Source organism: Pantoea sp. WMus005 (assembly GCF_013415305.1).
Classification (GTDB): Bacteria; Pseudomonadota; Gammaproteobacteria; order Enterobacterales; family Enterobacteriaceae; genus Pantoea; species Pantoea rara.
In genome coordinates, this window is the sequence record NZ_JACBXU010000006.1 from 1 (window position 1) to 24,672 (window position 24,672).

The 24,672-nt window shown below is 54.9% G+C and carries 22 protein-coding genes; 14 read left to right on the forward strand and 8 right to left on the reverse strand.

Going from position 1 to position 24,672, the window contains the following annotated elements:
* The first annotated feature begins 397 nt into the window (after positions 1 to 397).
* Complete coding sequence (gene mdtD / locus HZZ01_RS18285) at positions 398 to 1,795, forward strand: multidrug transporter subunit MdtD (RefSeq protein WP_179898896.1); 1,398 nt, start codon at positions 398 to 400, stop codon at positions 1,793 to 1,795.
* Here mdtD and rbsR read toward each other — a convergent pair.
* From rbsR to HZZ01_RS18320, 7 genes are all read right to left on the reverse strand, one after another.
* Complete coding sequence (gene rbsR / locus HZZ01_RS18290) at positions 1,792 to 2,775, reverse strand: ribose operon transcriptional repressor RbsR (RefSeq protein ID WP_179899054.1); 984 nt, start codon at positions 2,773 to 2,775, stop codon at positions 1,792 to 1,794. The two genes, mdtD and rbsR, sit on opposite strands and share 4 nt — an antisense overlap.
* Before the next feature lie 13 nt (positions 2,776 to 2,788).
* The gene (gene rbsK, locus HZZ01_RS18295; RefSeq protein WP_179898897.1) at positions 2,789 to 3,718 is read right to left on the reverse strand and encodes a ribokinase; all 930 of its coding nucleotides are present in this window, start codon (positions 3,716 to 3,718) and stop codon (positions 2,789 to 2,791) included.
* Positions 3,719 to 3,780: 62 nt separating this feature from the next.
* Positions 3,781 to 4,656, reverse strand: coding sequence for a ribose ABC transporter substrate-binding protein RbsB (gene rbsB / locus HZZ01_RS18300; RefSeq protein WP_179898898.1), 876 nt, complete (start codon positions 4,654 to 4,656; stop codon positions 3,781 to 3,783).
* Between the two features lie 25 nt (positions 4,657 to 4,681).
* On the reverse strand, positions 4,682 to 5,653 hold the full coding sequence (rbsC, locus tag HZZ01_RS18305) for a ribose ABC transporter permease (protein WP_179898899.1): 972 nt from the start codon (positions 5,651 to 5,653) through the stop codon (positions 4,682 to 4,684).
* Positions 5,650 to 7,158 (reverse strand): ribose ABC transporter ATP-binding protein RbsA, encoded by a 1,509-nt coding sequence (gene rbsA, locus HZZ01_RS18310; protein ID WP_179898900.1) that lies wholly within the window; start codon positions 7,156 to 7,158, stop codon positions 5,650 to 5,652. The genes rbsC and rbsA overlap by 4 nt, the downstream gene beginning before the upstream one ends.
* Before the next feature lie 7 nt (positions 7,159 to 7,165).
* Positions 7,166 to 7,585: a D-ribose pyranase gene (gene rbsD, locus HZZ01_RS18315; RefSeq protein WP_033780802.1), complete on the reverse strand. Its 420-nt coding sequence runs from the start codon at positions 7,583 to 7,585 to the stop codon at positions 7,166 to 7,168.
* A 182-nt stretch (positions 7,586 to 7,767) separates the two neighbouring features.
* A complete protein-coding gene (locus HZZ01_RS18320; RefSeq protein ID WP_179898901.1) occupies positions 7,768 to 8,175 on the reverse strand; it encodes a YgiW/YdeI family stress tolerance OB fold protein in 408 nt (135 codons plus the stop codon).
* 162 nt (positions 8,176 to 8,337) lie between these two features.
* Here HZZ01_RS18320 and qseB point away from each other — a divergent pair, with 162 nt between their 5' ends.
* A complete protein-coding gene (qseB, locus tag HZZ01_RS18325; protein WP_179898902.1) occupies positions 8,338 to 9,009 on the forward strand; it encodes a quorum sensing response regulator transcription factor QseB in 672 nt (223 codons plus the stop codon).
* Positions 8,997 to 10,352 (forward strand): quorum sensing histidine kinase QseC, encoded by a 1,356-nt coding sequence (qseC, locus tag HZZ01_RS18330; RefSeq protein ID WP_179898903.1) that lies wholly within the window; start codon positions 8,997 to 8,999, stop codon positions 10,350 to 10,352. The genes qseB and qseC overlap by 13 nt, the downstream gene beginning before the upstream one ends.
* A 15-nt stretch (positions 10,353 to 10,367) precedes the next feature.
* Here the strand turns inward: qseC and kup are convergent, their stop codons facing one another.
* Positions 10,368 to 12,236: a low affinity potassium transporter Kup gene (gene kup / locus HZZ01_RS18335; RefSeq protein ID WP_179898904.1), complete on the reverse strand. Its 1,869-nt coding sequence runs from the start codon at positions 12,234 to 12,236 to the stop codon at positions 10,368 to 10,370.
* A gap of 291 nt (positions 12,237 to 12,527) precedes the next feature.
* Here kup and ravA point away from each other — a divergent pair, with 291 nt between their 5' ends.
* From ravA to atpF, 11 genes are all read left to right on the forward strand, one after another.
* Positions 12,528 to 14,024 (forward strand): ATPase RavA, encoded by a 1,497-nt coding sequence (gene ravA / locus HZZ01_RS18340; protein ID WP_179898905.1) that lies wholly within the window; start codon positions 12,528 to 12,530, stop codon positions 14,022 to 14,024.
* Positions 14,021 to 15,481 (forward strand): ATPase RavA stimulator ViaA, encoded by a 1,461-nt coding sequence (gene viaA / locus HZZ01_RS18345; protein ID WP_179898906.1) that lies wholly within the window; start codon positions 14,021 to 14,023, stop codon positions 15,479 to 15,481. Before ravA ends, viaA begins: the two co-directional genes overlap by 4 nt.
* 71 nt (positions 15,482 to 15,552) lie before the next feature.
* Complete coding sequence (gene ovoA / locus HZZ01_RS18350) at positions 15,553 to 17,691, forward strand: 5-histidylcysteine sulfoxide synthase (RefSeq protein WP_179898907.1); 2,139 nt, start codon at positions 15,553 to 15,555, stop codon at positions 17,689 to 17,691.
* Between the two features lie 103 nt (positions 17,692 to 17,794).
* Positions 17,795 to 18,256 (forward strand): transcriptional regulator AsnC, encoded by a 462-nt coding sequence (asnC, locus tag HZZ01_RS18355; RefSeq protein WP_003849496.1) that lies wholly within the window; start codon positions 17,795 to 17,797, stop codon positions 18,254 to 18,256.
* 154 nt (positions 18,257 to 18,410) lie between these two features.
* Entirely contained in the window at positions 18,411 to 18,851 is a 441-nt protein-coding gene (mioC, locus tag HZZ01_RS18360) for an FMN-binding protein MioC (RefSeq protein ID WP_179898908.1), read from the forward strand.
* Between the two features lie 432 nt (positions 18,852 to 19,283).
* Positions 19,284 to 21,173, forward strand: coding sequence for a tRNA uridine-5-carboxymethylaminomethyl(34) synthesis enzyme MnmG (mnmG, locus tag HZZ01_RS18365; protein ID WP_179898909.1), 1,890 nt, complete (start codon positions 19,284 to 19,286; stop codon positions 21,171 to 21,173).
* 47 nt (positions 21,174 to 21,220) lie between these two features.
* On the forward strand, positions 21,221 to 21,838 hold the full coding sequence (gene rsmG, locus HZZ01_RS18370; RefSeq protein ID WP_179898910.1) for a 16S rRNA (guanine(527)-N(7))-methyltransferase RsmG: 618 nt from the start codon (positions 21,221 to 21,223) through the stop codon (positions 21,836 to 21,838).
* Between the two features lie 689 nt (positions 21,839 to 22,527).
* Entirely contained in the window at positions 22,528 to 22,908 is a 381-nt protein-coding gene (gene atpI / locus HZZ01_RS18375; RefSeq protein ID WP_179898911.1) for a F0F1 ATP synthase subunit I, read from the forward strand.
* A gap of 8 nt (positions 22,909 to 22,916) precedes the next feature.
* Complete coding sequence (gene atpB, locus HZZ01_RS18380) at positions 22,917 to 23,735, forward strand: F0F1 ATP synthase subunit A (protein ID WP_179898912.1); 819 nt, start codon at positions 22,917 to 22,919, stop codon at positions 23,733 to 23,735.
* Positions 23,736 to 23,840: 105 nt separating this feature from the next.
* Positions 23,841 to 24,080 (forward strand): F0F1 ATP synthase subunit C, encoded by a 240-nt coding sequence (gene atpE / locus HZZ01_RS18385; RefSeq protein WP_003849523.1) that lies wholly within the window; start codon positions 23,841 to 23,843, stop codon positions 24,078 to 24,080.
* Between the two features lie 107 nt (positions 24,081 to 24,187).
* Entirely contained in the window at positions 24,188 to 24,658 is a 471-nt protein-coding gene (gene atpF, locus HZZ01_RS18390; RefSeq protein ID WP_003849528.1) for a F0F1 ATP synthase subunit B, read from the forward strand.
* Positions 24,659 to 24,672: the final 14 nt, after the last annotated feature.

The window sequence follows — 24,672 nt, forward strand, 5'->3', positions numbered from 1 at the left end:
ACAGATTGTCTGATAAATTGTTAAAGAGCAGTGCGAACAGTGCGTTAGCGTCCTGTCGCGAGGTGGCGTATATTACGCTTTCCTCCTGCAGAGTCAACCTCTTTCTCAGAAGTTTTTCTCCGGCGGCCCAGTCTCCTGCGCCTCTCAGCCCGTTTCCCGTTGCCGGTGTTCCGTGTTGATGGAGGCGCATTATAGGGAGTTTCCTCAGCCTGACAAGTGTTTCTTCGAATTAATTTACTGAGCGCATCTTTTTTAAACGAACGGCTTAAAAAGAGACGTTTCATGGCCGAATAACGCACAAAAGTGGCTACTAAACGTAGTAAAGAGGCCTGCCGTTGCCAATTACGGATGCTATTATTTTGCTTCTTCTCGCAGGATAACCCAGGAAGGACACTCAATGATAAAATCCTCGCGCAGCATGGCTGGTTTGCCATGGATAGCTGCAATGGCCTTTTTCATGCAGTCACTCGACGCCACGATACTGAATACTGCCTTACCCGCTATCGCCACCAGCCTCGACCGTTCTCCCCTGGCCATGCAATCCGCCGTCATCAGTTACACCCTGACTGTCGCGATGTTGATTCCGGTCAGCGGCTGGCTCGCCGATCGCTTCGGCACGCGCAAAGTCTTTATCATTGCGGTTTCGCTGTTTACCCTGGGTTCGCTGGCTTGTGCGCTGTCACCGACGCTTTCGGTGCTCGTCATGTCGCGCATCGTACAGGGCGTCGGTGGCGCAATGATGATGCCGGTCGCGCGGCTGGCACTGTTACGTGCCTATCCGCGCAGTGAACTGCTGCCGGTGCTCAACTTTGTCACTATGCCGGGACTGGTTGGCCCGATACTGGGACCGATGCTGGGCGGCGTGCTGGTCACCTACGCTACCTGGCACTGGATCTTCCTGATTAATATCCCGATTGGCATTCTCGGCATTATCTACGCACGCAAATATATGCCCGACTTCACCACACCCAAGCGCCGCTTCGACTTTTTCGGCTTCATATTATTCGGAGCTGGACTGGTGATGATCTCGATTGGGATTGAACTGTTCGGTGAGCGGATTGTTTCCGCCTGGCTGGCTGGCGGGATATTAGTCAGCGGAATTGTGCTTTTACTTCTCTATATAGTGCATGCCCGAAATCACCCTTCACCACTGATCAACCTGCCGATGTTTAAAACCCGGACTTTCTCCGTTGGCATCGGCGGCAACATTGCCTCTCGTCTCGGTACCGGTTGCGTGCCCTTTTTGATGCCGCTCATGTTGCAGGTTGGCTTTGGCTATTCAGCGATTATCGCGGGCTGCATGATGGCACCTATCGCTGTGGGTTCAATTCTGGCGAAGTCCACGGTGACACAGCTGCTCCGCTGGCTGGGCTATCGCCGCCTGCTGATTGGCATTACCGCTATTATTGGTATTCTGATCGCCAGCTTCTCCCTGCAGTCACCCGCTGAAAGTATCTTTGTACTACTACTTCCGCTATTTGTTCTCGGTATGGCCATGTCTACACAGTTCACTGCCATGAATACCATTACTCTGGCCGACCTGGATGATGATAACGCCAGCGGGGGTAACAGCGTGCTGGCCGTGACACAGCAGTTAGCGATCAGTTTTGGTGTAGCCGTGAGCGCTGCGGTGCTGCGCTACTATCAGGAGTTTGAAACCAGCACCATTTCACAGTTCCACGCTACGTTTCTGACCATGGGTATCGTCACCGTACTTTCTGCGCTGACCTTTATGCTGCTGAAAAACGGGGATGGACGTAACCTGATTAGTAATCGCGACAAGAAGAAGCGCTAAACCGAACCCCGCACCACCAGTTCCGGCGTCAGCACCAGCGTTTGCTGGCTGGCGTCGGGATCGCTGAGACGATGAATTAAGGTGTCTATCGCCAGTTCACCCAGCGCATCTTTCGGCTGATGGATGGTACTCAGTGGCGGAGTGAGATAACGCGCCAGTTCAATATCGTCATATCCCATGACCGCCATCTGCTGCGGAACCCGCATCCCGGCCTGATAGAGCGCGTGATAAACGCCGACTGCCATCGCATCGTTACTGGTGAATACGGCTTCCGGCGGCGTTTCCAGCGCCAGCAGCTCGACCATCCCGTTGTAACCCCCCTGAAATTCAAAGTCCCCATTGACTACATAGCCGGGAAGAATCTCCAGGCCACTTTTTGTCATGGCGTTGCGATAACCTTCCAGACGCATACGTGCCGGGGTTTTATCCTGCGGACCGGCGATACAGGCGATGCGGGTATAACCGCTGTCGATAAGATGCTGCGTCGCCAGCTCTCCGCCCAGCAGCGCGTTATCCTGAATAATGTCACCGCGGCCTTCAAAGGGAGCCCAGTCCATCATCACCGCAGGTATAGAAGGATAACGGTTCAAAATGTCTGCCGAGGGCAGGTGACTTTCAGTACACATGATCAGCAAACCATCGACGCGCTTCTGCATCAGCGTTTCCAGGCTGCGGTTCATCCGCTCCTCATTACCTGCCGTGTTACAAAGAATCAGACTGTAGCCACGCTGATAACAGCTCTCCTCCACGCCCCGCACCACTTCGGCATAAAAGGGGTTACTACTGGTGGTCAGCAGCATACCAATGGTGTGCGTCTGATTGATCTTCAGACTGCGCGCCAGCGCAGAAGGGGCGTAGTTAAGGTGGCGGATGGCCTGCTCAACTTTTTCCCGCACGCCTTCACTGACAAAGCGATTGTTATTGATCACGTGCGAGACAGTGGAGGTAGAGACGCCCGCCAGGCGAGCGACATCTTTCATGGTGCTCAAGTGCTTAGCCCTGTTGCTGCAAAAAATCATCGATCTCCGCGCGCCACGGCACGGAGGGCTGCGCACCCGAGCGGGTAACGGCAATAGCGGCGGCGGCATGGGCAAATCGCACCGCGTCGTACATGGGTTTCTGCTCCAGTCGCGCGGTAATAAAGGCACCGTTAAAAGTGTCACCCGCCGCGATGGTGTCGATAGCTTTAACGCTGAAGCCCGCAATGCGCTGACCGTCACCCTGCTCGCTTAGCCAGACACCGCGACGACCGAGCGTAATCAGTACCGTGCCAATGCCTTTGGCATGCAGCACTTCCGCAGCGCGAGCCGCATCTTCATCGTTGTTGACCGCAATGCCGGTCAGACTCTCGGCTTCGGTCTCATTCGGCGTAATAATGTCGATCAGCGCCAGCAGCTCATCGGAGAGACAGGAAGCGGGTGCCGGATTGAGAATAACCTGCGTCTGATGCTGCCGGGCGAAGGTCGCGGCGGCCAGCACGCTTTCCAGTGGCGATTCCAGCTGCATTAACAGTACATCGGCATCGGCGATAACCTGCTGATGACGTGCTACGCAATCGGGTGTTAACGCCGCGTTTGCACCCGAGTAGATGCCGATGTTGTTCTCACCATCACCGTTGACGAAAATCATTGCGACACCGGTCGACTCACCCCCGACGACCTCGACCGGCGAGGTATCAATATTGTCCTGTGTGAGCTGCTCACGAATACGTTCGCCAATGTCGTCCGCGCCTACACAGGCGATAAACGCGATATCGGCACCCGCACGACCAGCGGCTACTGCCTGATTTGCACCTTTACCGCCAAACGCAATCTGATACTTCTGCCCGATCACCGTTTCACCGGGACGAGGGAAGTGCGCCAGATTAAGGATGTGGTCAGCGTTGATACTGCCAAGAACGGCCAGTTTTGCGTTTTTGCTCATTAGGGGAGTCCGGAATAAGTGCGCCACCGGGAGGGTGGCGCGGTGCCCTGCTTTTCTTTGAGTTATTGAGTGACCAGCTTCAGGTCGACCGGATTGATCGCCTTCACTTTTTCACCCTTCAGCACTTTATCAGCGGTATCCACGCCGATCATGCCAATTTTGTCTGGCATCTGTGCCACGGTCGCAGACAGTTTGCCAGCTTCTACGGCTTTAACGCCATCAGCAGTGCCGTCAAAACCAACCACGATCACACCTGTTTTTCCGGCGGTCTGCAGTGCACGTAGTGCACCCAGTGCCATTTCGTCGTTCTGAGCGAATACCGCCTGAACATCCGGATGCGCCTGAAGCAGGTTCTGCATGACGTTCAGACCTTTAGTACGGTCAAAGTCCGCAGGCTGGCTGGCGAGGATCTGGAATTTATGCGCATCAGCGGCCTGTTTGAAGCCTTCGCCACGTTCGCGTGCAGCAGAGGTACCAGCAATGCCCTGCAGCTCAATAATTTTGGCGTTTTCGCCGACTTTTTTGGCGATGAAGTCACCGGCCATTTTACCGCCGAAACGGTTATCAGAAGCGACGTGGCTGACTACGGTGCCCTGTGCAGCAATGCGATCCAGAGTGATAACCGGAATATTCGCCTGGTTAGCCATCTTCACTGCGTTGCCTACGGCATCAGAGTCAGTCGGGTTGATCAGCAGCAGCTTAGTGCCGCGAACGGTCAGATCCTGCACGTTCGCCAGCTCTTTCGCCGGGTTGTTCTGTGAATCCAGCACGACCAGGTTGTAGCCCAGCTTATCGGCTTCTTTCTGTGCACCCTCTTTCAGGGAGACAAAGAACGGGTTGTTAAGGGTTGAAACCACCAGCGCGATGGTATCTTTTGCCATAGCGCTGGTACTGAGCGTTGCGCCGAGGATCATGGCCAGTGCGGTTAACTTTTTCATCTTGTTATCCTGTGTAAGGTCAGAGTTATTTACTGCTTTTATTATCCACCAGCACCGCCAGCAGGATGACTACCGCTTTAACGATCATCTGGTAGTACGAAGAGACGCCCATCAGGTTCAGGCCGTTGTTCAGGAAGCCGAGGATCAGCGCGCCAATCAGGGTGCCGAAAATACGGCCTTTGCCGCCTGCCAGGCTGGTTCCACCCAGTACGACCGCAGCAATCGCATCCAGCTCATAGCCGGTGCCCGCTGTCGGCTGTGCCGAAGAGAGGCGCGCTACTTCAATGGTGCCCGCCAGCGCTGCCAGCATGCCACTCAGTGAATAGACGATGATTTTGACGCGGTTCACATTAATGCCTGAGAGACGCGTTGCCGCTTCATTGCCGCCTAGCGCATAGATGTAGCGGCCCAGGCGGGAGTGTTGCAGCATGTACCAGGCGGCGATAAAGACCAGCGCCATCAGCCAGACCGGCGCAGGGATACCCAGCGGGCGACCAATACCAAACCAGCCCAGCAGATCGGCATTGGCACTGAAGCCGGTGTTAATCGGGCTGCCGTCGGTGTAGACCATGGTGACACCGCGCAGCAGCAGCATCATGACCAGCGTAGCGATAAACGCCTGTACCTTGCCGCGCGCCACAATGGTCCCGGTCAGGGCACCGATTGCCGCCCCCAGCGCCAGCGAAGCCGCCACCGCAACCAGGGCATTGACTTCCATGCCCACCAGCGATGCACCGACCGCGCCCGTCAGGGCCAGCAACGACCCCACAGAGAGGTCGATACCGGAGGTCAGGATCACCAGCGTCATCCCGACTGCCATAATGGCGTTAACCGAGGTCTGCTGCAGAATGTTGAAGAGGTTCGCCACAGTAAAGAAGTTCGGGCTCTGGCTTGCCACCACGGCGATCAGCACCATCAGCGCAATCAGCGACTTCTGTTCCAGTAGCCAGCTTTTGCTAAACCAGCGACGGCTGGCCGGTAAAGTTTGGGTCGTCATACCACTAAATCCTCGCTGTGTTGCTTGCCTACGGCGGCTGCCATCAGGCTTTCCTGAGTGGCTTCTTCTCGGGTAAATTCGCCGCTGATACGGCCTTCATGCATCACCAGAATCCGATCGCTCATGCCCAGTACTTCCGGCATTTCCGAGGAGACCAGGATGATGCTCAGCCCTTCGGCTTTAAACTGGTTAATCAGTTGATAGATCTCTTTCTTCGCACCGACATCCACACCGCGTGTCGGTTCGTCCAGGATCAGCACGTTGGGCCGGGTCATCAGACCGCGGGCAATTGCCACTTTCTGCTGGTTACCGCCCGAAAGCAGGCCAATTGGCTGCTCCATGGAAGGCGTTTTAACGTTGAACAGCCGGATAAAATCGCCTACAGCCAGCTGCTCTGCCGCATGTTTCAGCGTGCCGCTGCCATGACTGAAATAGCGCAGCGCCGTCAGCGACATGTTCTCTTTCACTGACATACCCAGTACCAGGCCATCGCGCTTACGATCTTCGGAGATATAGACAATGCCGTTAGCCAGTCCATCCTGCGGCGAACGTGTCACCACTTCCCGACCATTGAGCCACAGGCTGCCTTCGCGACGCGGCAAGGCGCCATAAAGCACTTTCATCAGTTCAGTACGGCCCGCGCCCATCAAACCAGATACGCCGAGGATTTCACCTTTGCGCAGGCTGAAGCTGACGTTGTCCACGCCCGGTCCGCTGACGTTCTCCACTTTCAGCCGCACGTCGCCCGGCGCCTGATCAATATGAGGATATTGATCTTCCAGCTTACGGCCGACCATCATCTCAATCAGGCTCTCTTCGGTCAGCTCGCTGACCGGACGTTCAGCAATAAACTGACCGTCGCGGAACACCGTAACGTCATCGCAGATCTCAAAGATCTCTTTCATGCGATGCGAGATGTAGACGATGCCGCAGCCCTGCGCTTTCAGTTCGTTGATCACCCGGAACAGCGACAGCGTCTCGGTATCGGTCAACGCATCGGTCGGTTCATCCATGATGATGACCTGCGACTCAAAACTCAGGACTTTGGCGATTTCGACCATCTGCTGATCGCCAATCGACAAATCCCCCACCAGCTTGTGGCTGTTGAAGCGCAGATTAAGACGTTTAAGCAGCGCATCCGCTTCGTCATACATACGCGGCCACTGAATACGGCCAAAACGCCCCACATATTCACGACCGAGAAAAATATTCTCCGCCACGGTTAACTGAGGGATCAGGTTCAGTTCCTGATGGATGATGCCAATGCCCGCTTCCTGAGACGCTTTCGGTCCACTGAAACGGGTCTCTTTGCCGAGCCAGCGCAGCGTACCGGCATCATATTGATAGATCCCGGTCAGCACTTTCATCATGGTGGACTTGCCTGCGCCGTTCTCGCCCACCAGCGCCATCACGCGTCCTGCCCGGACATTCAGCGACGCTCCCTTGAGGGCTTTTACACCCGGAAAGGATTTTTCAATGCCGTCGAGTTGCAGTAAAGGTTGCATAGCGGCCTCAGAAGGTCACACCGGCGCTGAGGATGACATTCGCAAACGGAGAACACTCTCCGCTGCGAATGACTGCCTGACTACGCTGCGTTTGTTGTTTGAATTGTTCATGACTGGTGTAGCTGATGGTGATGATATTCCCCTGGTGCTGTTGCAAGGCTTCGAGCACGGCGACCAGTGCGCTATGAAGTTGCGGATTATGCTGCTTAATCTCCTCCGCGATCAGGGCGCTCTCTACCTGCATCTCCAGTGCGACAGCATTAACCACCTGCATAAAATCGGGCGTACCCGGCGTGAGCGCTAAGTCGATGCGCTGCGGTCCTGCCGGAATGGGCAAGCCTGCATCAGCAATTGTCAGCGTATCCGTGTGTCCCAGGCGGGCAATCACATAAGAGAGTTCAGCGTTTAACAGGCGACCTTTTTTCATCTTTTCACTCCACAGCGAAACGTTTCGCTGCTGGGAGTGTATGAAAAGCCGCCATCAACTCAACGGGCAAAACAGAAATCTGTGATCGCCATCGAAACGTTTCGCTCACGCGGGGGGAAATTTGCATTAAGGCGGGGAACGGGCAGAAAAAAGGGCCGCGAATGCGGCCCTGAAGGAAAAGATTAAGGCAGTTTCTTAACCTGCTTAACGTCCATCTCAATGCTGTTGAAATCTTTATCCAGTTCACCCGTCAGCTCAACGTTATCTTTAGGCGTGATGGTCTGGCCGTTCCAGTGCTTGTGGTCAATCTCGACTTTCATGGTGCCGGTCTGATCGCGGAACAGATAATCTTCCTTGCCCATCTGTTTCTCCAGCTTGCCGCGCACCGTGATCCAGCTGTCATCTTTCATCTCTTCAGCCTGCTTCACAGTCACCACACTGGTGTGATCGGCACTGAAGCCGCCCTGACCGGTTGCTGACTGCGTCTGTGCGGCTGGCGCGCTGGGATCAACAAATCCGCCCTGCTGTGCAGCGAAAACCGGGGCGGAAGCCAGCATAACGACGGCCAGAATTGCAGCGTGCTTTTTCATGGTGTACCCCTTTCTCAGTGGTGTTTTCGGTTTGAATATGCCCATTTGACCATAGAGTTCTTAACAGCTTCTTAAGCAGTAAAAATAAGCTATTTTCGCCGAAATCAGCTGTACAGTAGGGAAGTTGCTTCGTATAAAGCGCTATCGGAACAGGGAGACGTGATGCGTATTTTATTGATTGAAGACGATCGCTTAATTGGCGACGGTATTAAAGCGGGGCTGAGCAAACTGGGCTTCAGCGTTGACTGGTTTACGTCGGGTGAGTCGGGCTTTAACGCGCTGGAGGCTGCGCCCTGGGATGCAGTCATTCTGGATCTCTCTCTGCCAGAGCGGGATGGACTCGATATCCTGCGGCAGTGGCGACAACAGGGCAACGATGTGCCGGTACTGATTCTGACCGCCCGCGATGCGCTCGATCAGCGGGTCGAAGGCCTGCAGATGGGCGCGGATGACTATCTGTGTAAGCCCTTTGCCTTAACCGAAGTGGCCGCTCGCTTACAGGCGCTAATTCGCCGTCGTCACGGTCAGCTGCAGCCCGAACTGCGCCACGGTAACGTGGTGCTGACCCCCGGCAGCCACAGTGTAATGCGCGAGGGTGAGACGATTGAGTTGAAAAGCCGTGAACTGGCGCTACTGGAACTCTTTATGCGAAACCCGGGTCGGGTGCTGACGCGTAGCCAGCTGGAAGAAAAGCTCTACAGCTGGGACGCCGACGTCTCCAGCAATGCGGTGGAAGTGCATATCCATCATCTGCGTAAAAAGCTGGGCAGCACGTTTATCCGCACACTCCACGGCGTCGGTTATATCCTGGGGGCCGCCGAATGCGATCAATGAGCCTGTTTCTGCGGCTGGGCATCGGTTTTGTGCTGCTGCTCGGCATATGCTGGGCCAGTGCCAGCCTGAGTGCCTGGCATCAGACGCGTGAAACTCTTGATGAGCTCTTTGATACCCAGCAGATGCTGCTGGCCAAGCGTCTGCTAACGCTGGATTTCTCCTCGCTGGACAAGACCACGCTGCCCAGAACCAAAGAGATGCTGCGACACCATCGCGGTGAACAGGATGATGATGCACTGGCCTTTGCTGTCTTCACGCGTGACGGCAGGCAGGTGATGAATGACGGCGATAATGGTCGTTATCTGCCGTTTGAGGCGGAGTATCAGGGATTTCATGAGGGTCAGCTCACCAATGATGACGATCGCTGGCGATTTGTCTGGCTGACCACACCCGATAAGCAGTTTCGGGTGGTGGTGGGTCAGGAGTCGGAATACCGTGATGACATGGCGCGGGATGTGATGAAAGCCAGCGTGCTGCCCTGGCTGATCGCGCTGCCCTTTATGTTGCTGTTGCTAATCGGTCTGGTCTGGTCTGAACTGCGGCCGCTGAAGACGCTGGCACAGCAGCTCGCACAGCGCGCACCGGATGATGATACGCCGCTGCAGGCAGACCGCGTGCCAAAAGAGGTTCAACCGCTGATGGTCGCGCTCAATGGTCTGTTCAGCCGCATCAGCGCCATGATGCAGCGTGAACGACGCTTTACCTCCGATGCCGCGCATGAGCTGCGCAGCCCGCTGGCGGCGCTGCAGGTGCAAAGCGAAGTGATCCAGCTGACTGCGGATGATGAAGTGATGCGAACCCATGCGCTACAGCAACTGAATGCCGGGATTGTCCGCGCAACACGGCTGGTGGATCAGTTGCTGACGCTCTCGCGGGTTGAAGCCGACGATGCGCGTAGCGCTTTCGAACCGGTGGCACTGAAACGCACGGTGCAGGAGATGCTCGCCGCACAGCTGCCGTTGGCGGACAAAGCCGGCGTGACGCTGAGACTGCATGCAGAGGCCGATCCGCAGATTCAGGGGCATCCGCTGTTACTGTCACTGCTGGTGCGGAATCTGCTGGATAACGCCATTCGCTATACACCTGCGGGCAGCGAAGTCGATGTGCGGTTACAGGCAAATAGTCTGTCGGTGGAGGATAACGGCGAGGGGCTGAGTCCAGCGGATCTGCAACGGCTCGGTGAGCGTTTCTGGCGACCGCCAGGTCAGGAGAAGAGTGGTAGCGGGCTGGGATTGTCGATAGTCCGCAACATTGCCCAGTTGCACGGAATGCGGGTCACCTTCAGTCAGCGATCCGGCGGCGGGTTATGCGTCATGCTGCACTGGTCAGCGCCCGCCCCGTAAGGCGGGCGCTGCAGATCAAATCTCGACCTGGGTGCCCAGCTCGATCACCCGGTTTGGCGGGATCTCAAACTGGTCTGGCGCGCGGAGCGCATTGCGCTGCAGCGCCAGGAAGAGTTTGCCGCGCAGGCGCAGATACCACGGACGTTTGCCGATGATCAGCGACTCATGCGACATAAAGAACGACGTCTCCATCATGCGGCAGTTAAGCCCTTCCAGCCCGCAGCGGTGGAAAATCTCCTCGACGTTTGGCGTTTCGCGCCAGCCGTAGCTGGCCACCACGCGCCAGAAGGTCGGCGACAGCTGCTCAATAGTGACGCGACGCACGTTGTGCACATAAGGCGCATCTTCCGTTCGCAACGTCAGTAGCACAACCCGCTCATGCAATACTTTGTTGTGCTTAAGGTTATGCAGCATGGCAAACGGAATGACATTCAGCGCACGCGACATATAGACCGCCGTGCCCGGTACGCGAACCGGCGGCGATTTCTCCAGTGACGCAATCATTGCCTCCAGGGAGTTGCCGTGTTCGTGCATACGGCGCAGCAGGCGAAAACGCTCGCTTTTCCACGTCGTCATAATGATAAACATCACCAGGCCGAGACAGAGCGGCAACCAGCCACCGGAGAAGATTTTTACCAGGTTGGCGGTAAACAGCGGCACGTCGATGCAGAGCATTAATACCAGAATGACGGCCACCGCCAGTTTGTTCCAGTGCCAGTTTTTAACCGCCACGGTGCAGGAGAGCATTGCGGTCAGCACCATGGTGCCGGTCACCGCAATACCGTAGGCTGCAGCCAGATTACTTGAGTGCTCAAAGCTGATAATCACAATCAGTACCGCGAAGTAGAGCACCCAGTTAATCACCGGAATATAAATCTGGCCCGATTCGCGCTCAGAGGTGTGGATGATGCGCATCCCCGGCAGATAGCCCAGTCGCACCGCCTGACGCGTCAGCGAGAAGACACCAGAGATCACCGCCTGCGAGGCGATAACCGTGGCCAGCGTCGCCAGAATCAGCATAGGAATCAGCGCCCAGTCTGGCGCCAGCAGGAAGAAGGGGTTTTTAATTGATTTGGGATCGCTAAGTAACAGCGCGCCCTGACCAAAGTAGTTCAGCACCAGCGACGGCAGCACGACCGAGAACCAGGCCAGCCGAATCGGCACTTTACCGAAGTGCCCCATATCGGCATAGAGCGCTTCAACCCCGGTAATCGCCAGCACCACCGCGCCAAGCGCAAAGAAGGAGACGGATTTATAGTGCAGGAAGAATTCGACCGCATAGGCGGGATTCAGCGCATGCAGCACTTCCGGGTTTTTCATAATGCCGTTGACCCCAAGGATCGCCAGCACCAGGAACCACACCAGCATGACCGGTGCGAAGAGTTTGCCCACCATGCCGGTGCCATGTTTCTGAATCGCAAACAGCAGCGTCAGCACCGCAATCGACATGGGCACAATAAAGGGATCCAGCGACGGCGCGGCAATCTCCAGACCTTCAATAGCTGACATCACCGAAATGGCCGGCGTGATAACCACTTCCCCATAGAAGAAGCTGCCGCCAATCAGGCCCATGATCACCAGCACCGCCGTAGCGCGTGCACCTGTATGGCGGCCCGCCAGCGACATCAATGTCAGTATTCCGCCTTCACCGGCGTTGTCTGCGCGCATCACATAACTGATGTACTTCAGTGAGACCACCAGCACCAGCAGCCAGAAAATCAGCGACAGAAAGCCAAACACCGCTTCCCGCTCAACGCCGAAGCCGAACTGTCCTGAAAGACATTCACGCAGGGTATACAGCGGACTGGTGCCGATATCCCCGTAAACAACACCAATCGCGGCCAGCGTTAATCCGCGAAGTGACTGCTTATTATCCGAGCTCATAGAGTTATCTTTTGTTGGAGTCTAAGAGGCGCAAAAACCTCTCGCTCAGGCCATCAAAAAGCGCACAGTATGCACGGTTTACCAAAAATTCCTATAGCCGCTTCGCCTGTCTGGCAGGGTAACGGGGTCGTTTCTGACGATAAAGCGTTATTTAGCGTCGTTTTAAAATCAGGCAAACCTTCTGAAACAAAAAAGCTGACAGCTATCAACGCTTTCACGCATGATGATCTATAGAGTAAAGCGCTTGCTTAAGCGCGGCGGCCCGACGATCGTAAGGACATTGATGTGATTATGGCTCAACCCCATCTTTTGGCAGAAAGAATTTCTCGCCTTAGCAACGCGTTAGAAAAAGGATTGTATGAGCGGCATCATGCCATTCGTCTTTGCCTGCTTGCAGCGCTGAGTGGCGAAAGCGTGTTCCTGCTGGGGCCACCTGGCATTGCCAAGAGCCTGATTGCCCGCCGCCTCAAATATGCTTTTCAGCACGCCCGCGCCTTTGAATATCTGATGACGCGTTTTTCAACACCGGAAGAGGTGTTTGGCCCACTCTCCATCCAGGCGCTGAAGGATGAGGGGCGCTATCAGCGTCTGACCAGAGGGTATCTCCCCGACGCGGAGATTGTTTTTCTGGATGAGATCTGGAAAGCCGGCCCGGCGATTCTGAATACCCTGCTGACGGCTATCAACGAACGCCGCTTCCGCAATGGCGATAGCGAAGAGACCATCCCGATGCGGCTGCTGGTCACGGCCTCAAATGAACTGCCGGAAGCGGATAGCGGCCTTGAAGCGCTCTACGACCGGATGCTGATCCGCCTGTGGCTGGATAATGTGCATGAGAAGCAGAACTTTCGCAGCATGCTGACCCACCAGCAGGATGAGCACACTAATCCGGTCGCGGAATCCTTGCGCATCAGCGATGAAGAGTATGCGCAATGGCAGCTCGGCATCAGTCAGGTCAGTCTGCCCGATGCAGTGTTTGAGCTGATTTATCAGCTGCGTCAGCAGCTGGAGAGCCAGCCCGCCGCGCCTTACATTTCCGATCGCCGCTGGAAGAAAGCGATTCATCTGCTGCAGGCCAGCGCCTTTTACAGCGGGCGCAACGTGATTGCGCCGATTGACCTGATTCTGCTGAAAGATTGTCTCTGGCATGACGTCGCGTCCATGCAATTACTGGAACGCGAAATCGATCAGTTGATGACGCAGCACGCCTGGCAGCAGCAGCCGATGCTGCTAAAACTGCATCAGATAAAAGCGCGCCGTATGGCCCTGCAGCAACAGCAGAGCATCGCGCAGGCGATCACCCTGGAAAAACACAGCGGCATGTTCAGTCGCAAACCCCATTACGATCTGCCGGAAAGCTTTACCGATGAGCAACTGACGCTGATGCTGCAAAAGCCGCTGATGCTGCATGATATGCAGGTAAGCCATCTGGTGATTGCGCGTGATGCACTGAATCAGTGGCTGCAAAAAGGCGGCGAAGTGCGCGGCAAGCTCAATGGGATTGGCTTTGCGCAGAGCCTGGATTTACAGGTCGATGCGCAGCACTGCCTGGCTATCCGGGATGTCAGCCTGCAATCGTCGCGCCTGACACTGCCGGGCGTCAGCAATAGCGAGCCGCTGCCCGGTGAGATCACCGAAGCGCTGGATGCACTGGAGAGTGAACTGCGGTCGCAGCGACATCAGTTCAGTCAGCATCAGCGCTGCCTGTTCATCAGTGATGACTGGCTGGCGCGGGTGGAAACCAGCCTGCAGGATGTGGCGGAACAGCTGAAACAGGCGCGTAAATGATCTCAGTGGAGACGCTCAGTACGCTGCTCTCAGTGGGTGAGACCGAACTGATTGAAGAGCTGATTATTGCCTTGCTGGCGTCCCCACAGCTGGCGCTGTTTTTTGAAAAGTTTCCCGGCCTGAAAAAAGCGCTGCTGCGCGATGTGCCGCGCTGGCGAGCGGAGATCAATGCCGACCTCAAAGCCACGCCGGTTCCCGCGACACTGGCCGAAGAGTTTCAGCTTTTCCAGCGGGTACAACTCCTCAGCGATCGTGAATTCAGCCACCAGCTGAATGCCACACTTCAGGCACTTGAAAGCCTGCCGTCCCCCTTTGTTGATGAAGCTAACCGGCTGCTGCAGCATACCGATATCAGCCATCTCAGCAGCGCGCAGCACCAGCTTTTTTTGCAGCGCTGGCGACTGAGCCTGACCTTACAGACCCTGACGCTGAATCAGCAGTTGCTGGAGCAGCAGCGCGAACGCCTGCTGGCGGAACTGCAGCAGCGCATGGCGCTGAGCGGTCAACTGATCCCCATTCTCGGCGACGATGATGAAGCCGCCGCTGGCCGGTTGTGGGATATGAGCAAAGCGTCACTGCAGCCTGGCGACTATCAGTTAATGCTGCAATATGGCGACTTTCTGGCGCAGCAGCCGGAGCTGCTGAAACTGGCCCAACAGCTGGGTCGCAGCCGCGAGGCAAAATCGGTGCCGTCGCACGATGCCCCGATGGAGGCTTTTCATCAGTTGGTGCAGGAGCCTGCGTCCGTGCCGGAAGAGGTCAGCGGTATTCATCAAAGCGATGACGTGCTGCGTCTGCTGCCACCGGAGTTAGCTGCGCTAAGCATCAGCGAACTGGAGCTGGAGTTTTACCGGCGGCTGGTAGAGAAACGGCTGCTGACCTACAAGCTGCAGGGCGATGCCTGGCATGAAAAGGTGACAATGCGTCCGGCCAGCCACCAGCAGCATGAAGAGCAGCCGCGCGGGCCATTCATCGTCTGCGTTGATACCTCCGGTTCGATGGGTGGCTTCAATGAGCGCTGCGCCAAAGCGTTTTGTCTGGCATTGCTAAAGGTCGCGCTGGCCGATCGCCGTCGCTGCTACATTATGCTGTTTGCCCATGAAGTGATTGGCTATGAGCTGACCGGTGACGACGGGCTGGAACAGGCGATTCGCTTTCTGAGCCAGCGTTTTCGCGGCGGTACCGATCTGGCCGCCTGTCTCTCTTCCGTTGTAACCCGGATGGAAGGCGCATTGTGGCAGGAAGCTGATGCGGTGATCGTCTCCGATTTTATCGCCCAGCGTCTGCCAGAAGAGGTGATCGGGGCGATTAAAAAACGCCAGCGACACAATCAGCAACGTTTTCATGCCGTCGCCATGTCGGTCCACGGGAAACCAGGCATTCTGCGCATCTTCGACCATATCTGGCGCTTCGATACCGGCATGAAAAGCCGCCTGTTGCGGCACTGGCGCCGTTAAGTCATCTGACAGAAAAGCTTCTTTGCTATAGTAAATTACCGTTTCACTTACTCAGCAATCTGGAGCTTCCTGTGACGCTTGCTCAACCTCACCGCGATTTGCCTGCACCAACGCGGACGTTATTGCTCTCCGGCCAGAACATTGAACAAAAACGTGCCGAGTTGCTGGCCTATTTTCATCAGACCTGGGAACAGTATGAAAGTCTGTTCACCTGTCTGGCCGATTCAAAGGCCTGGTTTACTAAAGCCATTCCGCTGCGCCATCCATTAATTTTCTATTTTGGCCACACCGCCACCTTCTACATTAATAAGCTGATGGCCGGACGCCTTATCGACGCACGTCTTGACGATCATATCGAAGCGATGATGGCGATTGGTGTGGATGAGATGAGCTGGGACGATCTCAATGACAGTCACTATGACTGGCCCACCATCGAAGAAGTCCGTGCATACCGCGGACGCGTTAAAGCGCTCGTCAGCGATCTGATCCAGACCATTCCGATCACGCTGCCGATCAGCTGGGAGAGCCCGGCTTGGGTGATCCTGATGGGCATTGAACATGAGCGTATTCATCTGGAAACCTCCAGTGTGCTGCTTCGCCAGTTACCGATCGAGTGGGTCAGACCACAAGCCGCATGGCCGGCATGCCCGATGGGACGCCACCAGCGCGAGGCTGTGCCGGCCAATACCCTGCTGCCCATGCCCGGCGGTACCATCACACTAGGTAAAACCGACGATACCTACGGCTGGGATGTCGAATATGGCCGCCAGCAGGTGAAGCTGCAGCCATTCCAGGCGAGCAAAATGTTGGTCAGCAACGCTGAATTTCTGGCGTTCGTTGAGGCGGGCGGTTATCAGGACGCCCGCTGGTGGGATGATGAAGGCTGGGGCTGGTGTCAGTTTGCCAAAGCAGAAATGCCCACTTTCTGGGTCGGTACACCTGCGATGCCCGATCAGCTTAAACTGCGTCTGATGAGTGAAGAAGTCGCGATGCCGTGGGACTGGCCTGCCGAGGTCAATCAGCTGGAAGCGGCAGCCTTCTGTCGCTGGAAAGCAGATCAGACTGGCATGAACATTCAACTCCCCTGTGAAGCAGAGTGGGCTCAGCTACGCGAACAGGTCGCGGGCGATCAGCCCGACTGGGATCGGGCGCCGGGCAACATCAACCTGGCGTACTGGGCTTCCTCGTCGCCGGTCGATCTCTTCGCTCAGGGCGAGTTCTTCGATATCGTCGGTAACGTCTGGCAGTGGACGACTACGCCGACCAATGGCTTTGAAGGCTTCAAAGTTCACCCGCTTTACGATGATTTCTCTACCCCGACGTTTGATGGTAAACATTCGCTGATCAAAGGTGGCAGCTGGATCTCGACCGGCAACGAAGCGCTGAAATCTGCACGCTATGCGTTCCGCCGCCACTTCTTCCAGCATGCCGGTTTCCGCTACGTGGTTTCCAGCCATCAGGAGACGATGGCGCCGAACCCGTATGAATCAGACGCGATGGTGTCGCAGTACCTCGACTTCCAGTATGGCCCGCGCTATTTCGGCGTAGATAACTATGCCGAAAGCCTGGTGAAGCTGGCGCTGAACTACACCACTGCACATGGCGACGCACTTGATATCGGCTGTGCCACCGGGCGCGCCAGTTTTGAACTGGCTCGCCACTTTGAACGCGTTACCGGGATGGACTATTCGGCGCGCTTCATTGATGTGGCGCTGCAGCTGGCCAGCGGCGAAGACTTCCGTTATCTGCTGCCGCAGGAAGGCGATCTGGTTGAGTATCGTCAGGTTCGCCTGAAAGATTTCGCGCTGGAGCGCGAACTGGCGCAGCGGATTCAGTTTGTTCAGGGCGACGCCTGTAACCTCAAGCCGCAGCCTGGCCGTTACGACCTGGTGCTTGCCTCTAACCTGATCGATCGTCTGCGCCAGCCTGCGCGTTTCCTGCGTGATGTCACGCCGATGCTGCGTCAGGGCGGCATTCTGCTGCTCTCATCGCCTTATACCTGGCTGGAAGATTTCACGCCGAAAGAGAACTGGCTGGGCGGCGTGCGTGAAAATGGTGAAGCACTGACGACGCTGCAGGCTCTGCAACGTCTGCTGGCGGCGGACTTCGACCTGGTCGATGAGCCGCAGGATAAACCGTTTGTGATCCGCGAAACGGCCCGCAAGTTCCAGCACACGCTGGCGCAGGTCACCGTCTGGCGCAAACGCTAAGTGAACCGGCAGCGACGCCCGTCGCTGCCGGTAGTTGCCTGAACCGTTATTTTGCTGCACATTCACCTTTGTTTACTTAAGCAGACCAATAACGAGGATGGCCATGGCCGAACATCTGCAGCTCGATAACCTGGATCGCGGCATTCTGAATGCCCTGCTGGATAACGCGCGCACCGCTTACGCCGAGCTGGCAAAACAGTTTAATGTCAGCCCCGGCACCATTCATGTGCGTGTGGAAAAGATGAAGCAGGCAGGCATTATCCTGGGCACCCGGGTTGATATCGATCCGCGCCAGCTGGGGTTTGATGTCTGCTGTTTTATCGGCATTATCCTCAAGAGCGCGCGTGACTATCCGGCGGCGCTGAGCAAACTGGATGCACTGGATGAAGTGGTTGAGGCCTGGTACACCACCGGCCACTACAGCATCTTTATTAAAGTAATGTGCCGGTCAATCGACGCTCTGCAACAGGTGCTGATCAACAAGATCCAGACTATTGATGAAATCCAGTCGACAGAAACCCTTATTTCGCTGCAAAACCCGATCATGCGTACCATCAAGCCCTGATCCTTCCCGCCTTGTGCATAATTTTATCCCTGACGAATGTGGCGGCTGACAACGGCTGCGTTCGCCTCCCTTGATCTATTAACCCTGTTGTCCACAGGTGGATCACCGCTTGATCACAGCGTACAATGCTCGCCTTAATGTCCGGGAGAGCAAGATGGCCGATATTACCTTAATCAGTGGCAGTACTCTGGGTAGCGCAGAGTATGTGGCTGAACATCTCGAAGAAAAATTACAGGAAGCGGGCTTCTCAACTCAGGTGCTGCATGGCCCAGAGCTGGATGAGGTGCCGCACGAGGGTATCTGGCTGGTGGTCTGTTCAACTCACGGTGCTGGTGATATTCCTGACAACCTGCTGCCGCTGTTCGAAGCCATCACAGAAAGCCAGCCCGATCTCTCTCAGGTGCGGTTTGGTGCCATCGGACTCGGCAATCATGAATACGATCTCTTTTGTGGCGCGATCCGCCAGATCGAAACGCTGCTCATTGCTCAGGGTGCCCGTCAGATTAGCGATCGCCTGGAAATTGACGTACTGGAGCATGAGATCCCTGAAGATCCGGCTGAAGCCTGGCTGGAAAGCTGGAAAAAGGCGATCTGAAAGGGGCTGGGGATCGCGAAATAGTGACGATCCCCAGTGGAAGATGCTGATTTTATCCTTTTCCGCTCGTTTATTTTGTGGATAACTACCCTATTTTACTGCGTATAACCGGTAGTTATCCCAATAACAACGATAGAATGATTTTTGAGCTGTGGATAACGTGCCATTTTGATCCCAGCTTATACGGATCAGGATCACCGATCACTAACAGGTAGTGATCCTCTTTATCCTGTTGTTTATGAAAAGCTTCTGACACATATCCACAGAAAAGCGGGATCCTAATAAGAGATCTAACAGAAAGATCATATACAGATCTAAGATCCTTTCTTTTAAAACCGGACGATCCCGCGACTTTCACCCCAGGTGGAATTTGAGTAGAATCCACGCCCCAGGACAACGATCCTGCAAGTTCATCAACCGAGGTACCACTTCATGTTTTATCAGGATCCTTTTGACGTCATCGTAATTGGTGGTGGTCATGCGGGCACCGAAGCCGCAATGGCGGCAGCCCGAATGGGTCAGCAAACCCTGTTACTCACCCATAACATTGATACGCTTGGACAAATGTCCTGTAACCCTGCGATTGGTGGTATTGGCAAAGGACATTTGGTGAAGGAAGTGGATGCCCTGGGTGGTCTGATGGCCAGTGCGATTGACAAGGCAGGTATTCAGTTTAGGATACTAAACGCCAGCAAAGGCCCGGCAGTGCGGGCAACCCGTGCTCAGGCGGATCGTGTGCTCTACCGGCAGGCAGTGCGAACAGCACTGGAGAACCAGCCCAATCTGATGATCTTCCAGCAGGCGGTCGACGATCTTATCGTGGAAAACGATCGTGTGGTCGGTGCCGTTACCCAGATGGGTCTGAAGTTCCGCGCCAAAACCGTGGTCCTCACCGTCGGTACGTTCCTTGACGGCAAAATTCATATCGGTCTGGACAACTACAGTGGTGGTCGTGCTGGCGATCCCCCGTCCATACCGCTGGCAAAACGACTTCGTGCGCTGCCGCTGAGGGTAAACCGCCTCAAGACCGGTACGCCACCGCGTATCGATGCGCGCACCATCGATTTTTCAGTGCTCAGCCCACAGCACGGCGATAACCCGATGCCGGTATTCTCTTTTATGGGAAATGCCTCTCAGCATCCGCAGCAGGTGCCTTGCTGGATCACTCATACCAATGTGAAAACCCATGACGTGATCCGCAATAACCTGGATCGCAGCCCGATGTACGCCGGGATCATTGAAGGGATCGGCCCACGCTACTGCCCGTCGATCGAAGACAAAGTCATGCGCTTTGCCGATCGTAACTCGCATCAGATCTTCCTGGAGCCGGAAGGGCTGACCAGCAATGAGATCTACCCGAACGGTATTTCGACCAGTCTGCCATTTGACGTGCAGATTCAGATCGTCCGGTCGATGCAGGGTATGGAAAATGCGAAGATTGTGCGTCCGGGTTATGCCATTGAATATGACTTCTTCGATCCGCGCGATCTCAAACCGACGCTGGAGAGTAAATTTATTCACGGCCTGTTCTTTGCCGGACAGATCAACGGCACAACCGGCTACGAAGAAGCGGCTGCGCAGGGGATGCTGGCGGGTCTGAATGCAGGCCGTCAGTCAGCCGACAAAGAGGGCTGGGCACCGCGTCGTGACCAGGCTTACCTCGGCGTACTGGTTGATGATCTCTGTACTCTTGGCACCAAAGAGCCGTACCGGATGTTTACCTCCCGTGCTGAATACCGTCTGATGCTGCGTGAAGACAACGCTGACCTGCGTCTGACCGAAACCGGTCGTGAGCTGGGTCTGGTGGATGATGCGCGCTGGGCACGCTTCAATCAGAAACTGGAAGCGATTGAACTGGAGCGTCAGCGCCTGCGCGATATCTGGGTTCATCCGAAGTCAGAGCATGTGACAGAAGTGAACACGGTTCTCAGCGCGCCGCTGACTAAGGAAGCCAGCGGTGAAGATCTGCTGCGCCGTCCGGAGCTGACTTATCTGAAGCTGATGACGCTGGATGCCTTTGGTCCGGCTCTGGCTGATGAGCAGGCCGCTGAGCAGGTTGAGATCCAGGTCAAATATGAAGGGTATATTGCGCGTCAGCAGGAAGAGATCGATCGCCAGCTGCGTAACGAGAACACGCTGTTACCGGTGGAGCTCGACTACCGCCAGGTAAACGGGCTGTCGAATGAGGTGATCGCCAAGCTGAACGATCACAAGCCGTCGTCGATTGGTCAGGCAACACGTATTTCCGGCATTACCCCGGCGGCCATCTCAATTCTGCTTATCTATCTGAAAAAACAGGGTCTGCTGCGCAAGAGCGCCTGATCTGAAACGGGGCGAGGTGACTCGCCCCCGCTGAATGGACTTATGCTGTGATCAACACACTCACGTCGCTGCTAAATGCAGCCGGTATTTCCCTCTCCGATCAACAAAAACAGCAGCTGGTTGCCTATGTCGGCCTGCTGAATAAGTGGAACAAAGCCTACAATCTGACATCCGTGCGCGATCCGCAGCAGATGCTGGTTCGCCATATCCTCGACAGCATCGTGGTGGCACCGCATCTGAAAGGCTCACGTTTTATTGATGTCGGAACCGGACCAGGATTACCTGGCATTCCGTTGGCTATCGTCATGCCCGATGCGCACTTTACGCTGCTCGACAGCCTGGGCAAGCGGGTGCGCTTCCTGCGTCAGGTTCAGCATGAGTTAGGACTCACTAACATCACCCCGGTACAGAGCCGGGTTGAGGCATTTCCGGCTGAGCCGCCATTTGATGGCGTAATCAGTCGTGCATTTGCCTCGCTGACCGACATGGTGAACTGGTGTCATCATCTGCCGGGAAGGGAAGGGCGCTTCTTCGCGCTTAAAGGTGTCCGTCCGGACGATGAAATTGCTGAATTACCGGCCGGCTATGTCTCCGATGCGGTGATAAAATTGCAGGTGCCGCAGCTGGAAGGCGACCGTCATCTGGTCATCATTCGTCACCAGTAGGCCTTCAGCTAGCCGGGGTTTTAATCGGACTTAGAAGAAAAAAGTGCAAATTATGCGCTATCAATAAAAGATTTTGATTAAGCCCCGGATCAGCAGAGGTTAAAAACGGAGACGGAAATTATCCGAAAAGCTCTGTTACATTTAACGATTGGTTCACAAATAGTTATCAGAAATATCACTTGTATAGGCGGGTCGCGGAATAAAAGTAGTCACGCCGGAAAATATATCGCGGTAATAACTTTGCGTGCGTAATATCAATTTCATGATTCTCAGGCACAGTTCGATGTCAATAGCGCGTTTTCTGTGAATTCATACTTGCATACGCAATTTGATAATTTCAACATTATGATTTTAAAGATTAAATCTTTTTTACAGATTGTTCTTAAATAGGTCACAGATAAAATTCAGTGCGCTGTGAGTGCTTATTATGTGATCTAAAGCACGCTTTAAAAGCAAGATGCGAGTGAATTTTCAGTCTGATTAGCGTGAATCTCCGAAGGGTAATCTTTCGAAAAATAGCCCTCCGGAAAGAAATTTAAATAATTGTTCACCTTTTCGCTACTTACCGATTGAAATCGCAGGTGCGGCCCGTATAATTTGCACGGCTTTTGCTGCTTGACTCAACTGCACAAAGGCAGTCTTATACGACACGCGACATACCCCTAACGGGGCAGGAGAGTATCAGCGTCATGTCAGTGTCTCTTTACAGTGTAAAATTCGCCAGAACGGTGCTGATGATTCAGCTGGTGACAATAGTCATCACCGGCGCACTCTTTGCTGTTAAAGATGTCACCTGGGGTGTCTCTGCTCTTGCTGGCGGAGCGGCAGCCTGGCTGCCAAACGTATTGTTTTTGTTTTTAGCCTGGCGCCTGCAGGGGCAACCCCCCGCTTCGGGGCGAGTCGCGTGGAGCTTCGCTTTAGGTGAAATTGCCAAAGTGTTTGCGACCATCATTTTGCTCATTGTGGCGTTGGGTCTGTTCAGGGCGGTCTTCTGGCCGGTCGGAATAACCTGGTTATCGGTGCTGGTGGTTCAAATGCTGGCACCGGCGGTAATTAACAACAAAGGGTAAGAGGCATCATGGCTGCAGGAGAAATCTCTACTCCGCAAGAGTACATCGGTCACCACCTGACTCATCTTCAGTTGGACCTGCGTACCTTCGAGATAGTGAATCCGCACGACGCTCCCGCGACGTTCTGGGTATTAAATATCGATTCCATGTTTTTCTCTATGGTGCTGGGAATTATCTTCCTGGTGTTGTTCCGTAGCGTGGCGAAGTCTGCCACCAGCGGTGTGCCAGGGAAAATGCAGGCGGCTATCGAACTGGTTGTCGGTTTCGTCGATAGTAACGTTCGCGACATGTATCACGGTAAGAGCAAACTTATCGCCCCGCTGGCTCTGACAATTTTTGTCTGGGTCTTCCTGATGAACTTCATGGATCTGCTGCCAATCGACTTGCTGCCGACAATCGCTGAGAAAGGTTTAGGCCTGCCGGCGCTGCGCGTCGTACCGTCTGCAGACGTGAACATCACGCTATCTATGGCGTTGGGCGTATTTATTTTGATTCTGTTCTACAGCATCAAAATGAAAGGCATTGGCGGCTTCACGAAAGAGCTGACGCTGCAGCCTTTTAACCACCCGATCTTCATCCCGATCAACCTGATTCTGGAAGGTGTAAGCCTGCTGTCTAAGCCTGTATCACTGGGTTTACGACTGTTCGGTAACATGTATGCGGGTGAACTGATCTTTATCCTTATTGCCGGTCTGTTGCCGTGGTGGTCGCAGTGGGTGCTGAATGTGCCGTGGGCCATTTTCCACATCCTGATCATTTCGCTACAGGCTTTCATTTTCATGGTCCTCACGATTGTCTATCTGTCGATGGCATCTGAAGAGCACTGATTTTTTTCTCAACACTACTTTCCCTCTTGATTCCGGGTTACAGCGCACACCGCTGAAGCCCGGGAGATGAAGGGAGCATTTAACTGAAACAAACTGGAGACTGTCATGGAAAACCTGAATATGGATCTGCTGTACATGGCTGCCGCTGTGATGATGGGCCTGGCGGCAATCGGTGCTGCGATCGGTATCGGCATCCTCGGAGGAAAATTCCTGGAAGGCGCTGCTCGTCAGCCTGACCTGATTCCTCTGCTGCGCACGCAGTTCTTTGTTGTAATGGGTCTGGTGGATGCAATCCCGATGATCGCTGTTGGTCTGGGTCTGTACGTGATGTTTGCTGTCGCCTAAAGCCCTGTGTTCACTCAGCGCACAATGTGCAAGGGTGAACGGATTCTGCCGCTTATCACAATGATAACGGCAGAAAAGTTAAATACTCAATCTAGAGGCATTGTGCTGTGAACATTAATGCAACAATCCTCGGCCAGGCTATCGCGTTCATCCTGTTTGTCGCGTTCTGCATGAAGTACGTATGGCCGCCGCTTATGGCTGCTATCGAAAAGCGCCAGAAAGAAATTGCTGAAGGCCTTGCTTCTGCTGAACGTGCTAAGAAAGATTTGGATCTCGCGCAGGCTAATGCGACCGACCAGCTGAAGAAAGCCAAAGAAGACGCTCAGGTCATTATCGAGCAAGCGAACAAGCGTCGCGCGCAGATTCTGGACGAAGCCAAAACCGAAGCTGAAAACGAACGTAATCGCATCGTGACACAAGCGCAGGCTGAAATTGATGCCGAACGCAAACGTGCGCGTGAAGAACTGCGTAAGCAGGTTGCGTTGCTGGCTATGGCTGGCGCCGAGAAGATCATCGAACGCTCCGTGGATGAAGCTGCTAACAGCGACATCGTTGATAAACTGGTCGCTGAACTGTAAGGAGGGAGGGGCTG

What these genes read in the sequence shown, in the direction of transcription:
- mdtD (WP_179898896.1), top strand. Translation starts at nt 398, where the DNA reads ATGATAAAATCCTCGCGCAGCATGGCTGGTTTGCCATGGATAGCTGCA.
- rbsR (WP_179899054.1), bottom strand. Translation starts at nt 2,775, where the DNA reads ATGAAAGATGTCGCTCGCCTGGCGGGCGTCTCTACCTCCACTGTCTCG.
- rbsK (WP_179898897.1), bottom strand. Translation starts at nt 3,718, where the DNA reads ATGAGCAAAAACGCAAAACTGGCCGTTCTTGGCAGTATCAACGCTGAC.
- rbsB (WP_179898898.1), bottom strand. Translation starts at nt 4,656, where the DNA reads ATGAAAAAGTTAACCGCACTGGCCATGATCCTCGGCGCAACGCTCAGT.
- rbsC (WP_179898899.1), bottom strand. Translation starts at nt 5,653, where the DNA reads ATGACGACCCAAACTTTACCGGCCAGCCGTCGCTGGTTTAGCAAAAGC.
- rbsA (WP_179898900.1), bottom strand. Translation starts at nt 7,158, where the DNA reads ATGCAACCTTTACTGCAACTCGACGGCATTGAAAAATCCTTTCCGGGT.
- rbsD (WP_033780802.1), bottom strand. Translation starts at nt 7,585, where the DNA reads ATGAAAAAAGGTCGCCTGTTAAACGCTGAACTCTCTTATGTGATTGCC.
- HZZ01_RS18320 (WP_179898901.1), bottom strand. Translation starts at nt 8,175, where the DNA reads ATGAAAAAGCACGCTGCAATTCTGGCCGTCGTTATGCTGGCTTCCGCC.
- qseB (WP_179898902.1), top strand. Translation starts at nt 8,338, where the DNA reads ATGCGTATTTTATTGATTGAAGACGATCGCTTAATTGGCGACGGTATT.
- qseC (WP_179898903.1), top strand. Translation starts at nt 8,997, where the DNA reads ATGCGATCAATGAGCCTGTTTCTGCGGCTGGGCATCGGTTTTGTGCTG.
- kup (WP_179898904.1), bottom strand. Translation starts at nt 12,236, where the DNA reads ATGAGCTCGGATAATAAGCAGTCACTTCGCGGATTAACGCTGGCCGCG.
- ravA (WP_179898905.1), top strand. Translation starts at nt 12,528, where the DNA reads ATGGCTCAACCCCATCTTTTGGCAGAAAGAATTTCTCGCCTTAGCAAC.
- viaA (WP_179898906.1), top strand. Translation starts at nt 14,021, where the DNA reads ATGATCTCAGTGGAGACGCTCAGTACGCTGCTCTCAGTGGGTGAGACC.
- asnC (WP_003849496.1), top strand. Translation starts at nt 17,795, where the DNA reads ATGGCCGAACATCTGCAGCTCGATAACCTGGATCGCGGCATTCTGAAT.
- mioC (WP_179898908.1), top strand. Translation starts at nt 18,411, where the DNA reads ATGGCCGATATTACCTTAATCAGTGGCAGTACTCTGGGTAGCGCAGAG.
- mnmG (WP_179898909.1), top strand. Translation starts at nt 19,284, where the DNA reads ATGTTTTATCAGGATCCTTTTGACGTCATCGTAATTGGTGGTGGTCAT.
- atpI (WP_179898911.1), top strand. Translation starts at nt 22,528, where the DNA reads ATGTCAGTGTCTCTTTACAGTGTAAAATTCGCCAGAACGGTGCTGATG.
- atpB (WP_179898912.1), top strand. Translation starts at nt 22,917, where the DNA reads ATGGCTGCAGGAGAAATCTCTACTCCGCAAGAGTACATCGGTCACCAC.
- atpE (WP_003849523.1), top strand. Translation starts at nt 23,841, where the DNA reads ATGGAAAACCTGAATATGGATCTGCTGTACATGGCTGCCGCTGTGATG.